This window comes from Tepidibacter sp. (genome assembly GCF_025210165.1).
Lineage (GTDB): Bacteria > Bacillota > Clostridia > Peptostreptococcales > Peptostreptococcaceae > Tepidibacter_A.
Genome location: NZ_JAOASI010000008.1, coordinates 1 through 4,494, shown reverse-complemented (window position 1 = coordinate 4,494; position 4,494 = coordinate 1). Strand labels below are relative to the sequence as shown.

Here is a 4,494-nt window from a genome sequence, read left to right as displayed (position 1 = left end):
TGTCCATTTGGGCATTCTCCTTTGTTTTGTATTTGGTCGGCAAACCTAAATACTATTCTAACAAAGGAGTTTTTTCTTTTCTACTCACCGCTGGAAGCTTTTTAGAACCACCCGCATAGCAGGTGGTTTTCATATATACAAGAAAAAATACCAGTCAAACGACTGGTATTTTGAATTACATATCTTTAGCTTTTTTAGTGCACTCTCTCATCGCTTTTATAATGGCATTTCTGAATCCATACTCTTCTAAAGTAGTAACTGCTTCTATAGTAGTACCTCCTGGTGAACATACCATATCTTTAAGCTCTCCAGGGTGTTTTTTAGTTTCAAGAACCATTTTTGCAGATCCTAAAACAGCTTGAGCTGCAATTTTATAAGCCTTATCTCTAGACATACCATCTGCTACTGCCGCATCTGCCATAGCTTCAATAAACATAAATACATACGAAGGAGAAGATCCACTAGTTGATATAAATACCTCCATTAGTTTTTCATCTATGATTTCTATTTTACCAAAGCTTTTGAATATATTAACAACTTCTTCTGTTTCTTCCTTTGATATATTTTTATTAAAACATATACCTGTCATACCCTCACCAACAAGTGCTGGTGTATTAGGCATAGTTCTAACCATTTTTATATCTTTTCCAAATGCATCTTCTATATCTTTAATAGTTTTTCCAGCCGCTATACTGACTATAACAACATCTTCTTTAACGAAATCCTTTATCTCATCAATCACAAGATCATATATATTAGGTTTTACAGATAATACTATTATATCTGATGCTTTTGCTACTTCCTTATTATCAATTGCAGTTTTAACACTATACTCATTTGAAATAATATCTAAACTACCTTTATCTTCATCAGATACTATGATATTACTATTACTTAATAAATTTGATTTAACTACTCCACCTATCATTGCTTTTCCCATATTTCCACAACCTATAAATCCAATTATTTTGTTCATATTGAACCTCCTATTTTTTATAAAACAACTCCTATATCCAATTATACAAAAAATACCTATCGGCTAGACACTCTTTTTTATGTGTCCAATCTATAGGTATCATTTGATTTTAGTTAATTCTGATTTAAGACATATTTTCTACCTTATTGAATTCATCCATTATTTCTTTAGAAGGATCATTATCCATCAAACTAAATATAATTATAGCTATTGTGGCTAATATAAATCCAGGTACTATCTCGTATACATCAAAAATTCCACCTTGAATATGCTTCCATATTAAAACAGTAATTCCTCCTACTATCATACCTGCTGATGCTCCTTTAGCTGTCATTCTTCTCCAAAATAAAGACATTATAACAACTGGTCCAAAAGCTGCTCCAAACCCTGCCCAAGCATAAGCTACTAAATCAAGTACAGAACTATTAGGATTAAGCGCTAATATATATGATATTATAGCTATACATACAACAGTAGCTCTACTTACCCAAACCAGTTCTCTATCCGTAGCATTTTTTTTAATTAAAGATTTATATATATCTTCCGTAAATGCAGACGCTGCAACTAAAAGTTGTGAATCAGCAGTACTCATAATAGCTGCCAAAATAGCTGCTAAAAATATCCCTGCAACTGCAGCTGGGAAAATAGAGTTAACCATTAATATAAATACAGTTTCTGATTCGGCACCTTGAAGATATTGAGTAACATACACCCTACCTATCATACCTACAGCAACAGCTGCACATAAGCTTATAGCAACCCATATCATAGCTATTCTTCTTGCCTGTTTTATTTTTTTAGGAGAAGTTATAGCCATAAATCTTGCTAATATATGGGGTTGCCCAAAATACCCAAGCCCCCATGCTAATAATGAAATTACAGATATAATACCAATAGTATTACCTTCCATAGTAGTGAATGGATTTAAAAATTCAGGACTCAAGCTTTTTATAGAATCAATAGTAATTTGACTTCCTCCTAATTCAACAATACCTGCTATTGGAACAACAAGTATAGCAAAGAACATCAACATACCTTGAAAAAAGTCTGTCCAGCTTACAGCCATGAATCCTCCTAAGAAAGTATATGATATAACAACAACAGTTCCTACCGTAAGAGCTGATATATATGACATACCAAACACTGTATTAAATAGTTTTCCGCCAGCTACAAGTCCTGATGATGTATATAATATAAAAAATATTAATATAAATATAGCCGAAACAGTTCTAAGGATTTTACTTTTATCCCTAAATCTATTTTCAAAATAAACCGATAATGTTATAGCATCACCTGCTACTTCAGTATATTGTCTCAATCTCTTAGCTATAAATCTCCAATTTATGTATGTTCCTATAGCTAAACCTACAGCAATCCAAATCGACTCAATACCAGAAAGATATGCATATCCTGGTAATCCCATAAGTAACCATCCACTCATATCAGAAGCTTGAGAACTAAGTGCTGTTACCCAACTGTTTAAACCTCTTCCTCCTAAAACATAATCCGATAAATTTTCAGTTCTTTTGTAGAATATAAGTCCTATTACTAACATACCAACTAAATAAACTCCAAAAGATATAAGTATACTTATATCTGCTGACATTATAAAACCTCCCCGATAATTTTTTTATAAAAACTTTTATAAAAAAGTCTTCCTTTGAAAATTTTTAAGGTAGACTTTTTTGAAACTCATAACGAAAATTATACTTATCCATAATTTAAAAAGGATTATAATTTTCTATTCGTTATAAAAAAAAAGCATACTTTTATTATAATAAAAAACATGCTTTTGTTTTTATAATAAATTTTACTTGGATAATATTATAGCACATTTCGGCTTTTTACGATAGTTTGTTTTTAAAATCTTTCTAATTTTTCAAAAACTAAAATCTTAATATTCCATAATAAGTTAAGCATTTTTAATCTTATTAATGTTAATAATAAGAAAAAAGGAGTGTGATTTCATGCAATTTTACGATGTCATAAATGAAAGAAAAAGTATAAAAAACTTTAAAAATACCCCTATTCAAAAAGATAAATTAGATAGAATTTTAACATCTACTATTATGTCTCCTTCCTGGAAAAATAATAAATGTTTTAAATTCATATTAGTAGATAACGAATCTCAAAAACAAGAATTATCTACATCCGTTATGAATGATGTTAATAGTGCTTCTAATTCAATTATACAAGCTCCTCTTGTTGCTGTTGTTGTTGCTGATCCTTCTGAATCTGGTTTTATAGATAATAAAGATTTGTATCTAGTAGATAGTGGTATAGCTATGGAACATCTAGTTTTAGCATGTACAAATGAAGGCTATGGTACGTGCTGGATCGCATCAATTGATGAAAACAAAATAAAGAAAGCACTTTGTATTCCAGATAAATATAGAGTCGTTGCGATGAGCCCAATAGGAGAGTACTCTGACTATGATAATACTCAAGTTAATACAAATCCAATAAACGATCATATATGTCTAAATAAATGGGATACTCCATACCCAAGTATTCACTAAATAAGAATTGCTGGCAATAAATTTGCCAGCAATTCTTATATGTATGCATTTATACATTACTTTACTTTTACACAAGGATAGTTATTTCTAATATTATAATTTATATAGTATCCTATAAATTCAGATTCTATCATTTTTTTATATACACTTTCTGGTACATTTGAATGCCTATATCTTTCCCCAGAATCAAATTCAATTTCCAACATTTTTTTATCAGAATCATAGCCCAAAGAAAATATGTTTGATGAATTTATATTGTTTCTTATCATTTTATCTCCCCCTAAATAAACCCTTGTTGATTTAATTATACTAAATCATTTGTAAGAAATATGCAAAAATGCGTTGTCGCATTTCACTTTTATTTATAAAAAAGTTCTTCTTTAAAAGAATTTTAAATGTAAACTTTTTTGAGACTCATAAGTAAAAAAGCGAGGTTAATAATATGTACACCTCGCTTTTTTAACTATTTTGATTTATTATTTTTTAATTTTTGCTTAAGTATATATTCTGCTATATCCTTTATTTTTTTCTGTTCTTTTCTCATTTCTTCTATAGTAATTTTTCTCATTTTTAATTTTTGGTGTTGTTTAAGATTATCCATATAATCCCCTCTTTAATATTTAATATAAAGTGAAACCTATACCTTGCAATTATTTAAAAGTTCCCCTTTATATTACTGTATGAATAAAATTATTAAAAATGATACAATTTTATAATTTAATTTTAGAATATCTATAGTATTAAAATAAAGGTGATTTCTTCGTTAGATAATTGAGTAATTTCTAATAATTTAATCTATAAATTCTATTTTCCAATTATAGTATTCTGTTCCTTCTTTTTTTTCATATCGAAAGTATTCAGAAAAGACATTTCCTTTTCTACTCTTAAGGTTTCTAAATCCAACTCTACCTTTTTCTAATAAAATTTTAACCATTTTCTTACTTACTTTCTTTCCAAATGACTGTATGTACTTATCATCCTTCCAAATCGTAAACTTAC

The 4,494-nt window shown here is 29.0% G+C and carries 6 protein-coding genes; 1 reads left to right on the top strand and 5 read right to left on the bottom strand.

Features of this window, described 5'->3' with window-relative positions:
• Positions 1 to 175 precede the first annotated feature (175 nt).
• Entirely contained in the window at positions 176 to 976 is an 801-nt protein-coding gene (gene proC, locus N4A48_RS00655; RefSeq protein WP_293663744.1) for a pyrroline-5-carboxylate reductase, read from the bottom strand.
• A 124-nt stretch (positions 977 to 1,100) separates the two neighbouring features.
• Positions 1,101 to 2,582 (bottom strand): sodium/proline symporter PutP, encoded by a 1,482-nt coding sequence (gene putP / locus N4A48_RS00650; RefSeq protein ID WP_293663743.1) that lies wholly within the window; start codon positions 2,580 to 2,582, stop codon positions 1,101 to 1,103.
• A gap of 361 nt (positions 2,583 to 2,943) precedes the next feature.
• Here putP and N4A48_RS00645 point away from each other — a divergent pair, with 361 nt between their 5' ends.
• A complete protein-coding gene (locus N4A48_RS00645) occupies positions 2,944 to 3,495 on the top strand; it encodes a nitroreductase family protein (protein WP_293663742.1) in 552 nt (183 codons plus the stop codon).
• Between the two features lie 56 nt (positions 3,496 to 3,551).
• Here N4A48_RS00645 and N4A48_RS00640 read toward each other — a convergent pair whose 3' ends face one another.
• The 3 genes from N4A48_RS00640 to N4A48_RS00630 form a co-directional block, all read right to left on the bottom strand.
• Complete coding sequence (locus tag N4A48_RS00640) at positions 3,552 to 3,764, bottom strand: KTSC domain-containing protein (RefSeq protein WP_293663741.1); 213 nt, start codon at positions 3,762 to 3,764, stop codon at positions 3,552 to 3,554.
• Between the two features lie 194 nt (positions 3,765 to 3,958).
• Positions 3,959 to 4,096 carry a hypothetical protein gene (locus N4A48_RS00635; protein ID WP_293663740.1) on the bottom strand — a complete coding sequence of 46 codons (138 nt, stop codon included), beginning with the start codon at positions 4,094 to 4,096 and terminating at the stop codon, positions 3,959 to 3,961.
• 189 nt (positions 4,097 to 4,285) lie between these two features.
• Positions 4,286 to 4,494: hypothetical protein (locus tag N4A48_RS00630; protein WP_330665018.1), on the bottom strand; the 209-nt coding region annotated here is incomplete at its 5' end.

What these genes read in the sequence shown, in the direction of transcription:
- proC (WP_293663744.1), bottom strand. Translation starts at nt 976, where the DNA reads ATGAACAAAATAATTGGATTTATAGGTTGTGGAAATATGGGAAAAGCA.
- putP (WP_293663743.1), bottom strand. Translation starts at nt 2,582, where the DNA reads ATGTCAGCAGATATAAGTATACTTATATCTTTTGGAGTTTATTTAGTT.
- N4A48_RS00645 (WP_293663742.1), top strand. Translation starts at nt 2,944, where the DNA reads ATGCAATTTTACGATGTCATAAATGAAAGAAAAAGTATAAAAAACTTT.
- N4A48_RS00640 (WP_293663741.1), bottom strand. Translation starts at nt 3,764, where the DNA reads ATGATAAGAAACAATATAAATTCATCAAACATATTTTCTTTGGGCTAT.
- N4A48_RS00635 (WP_293663740.1), bottom strand. Translation starts at nt 4,096, where the DNA reads ATGGATAATCTTAAACAACACCAAAAATTAAAAATGAGAAAAATTACT.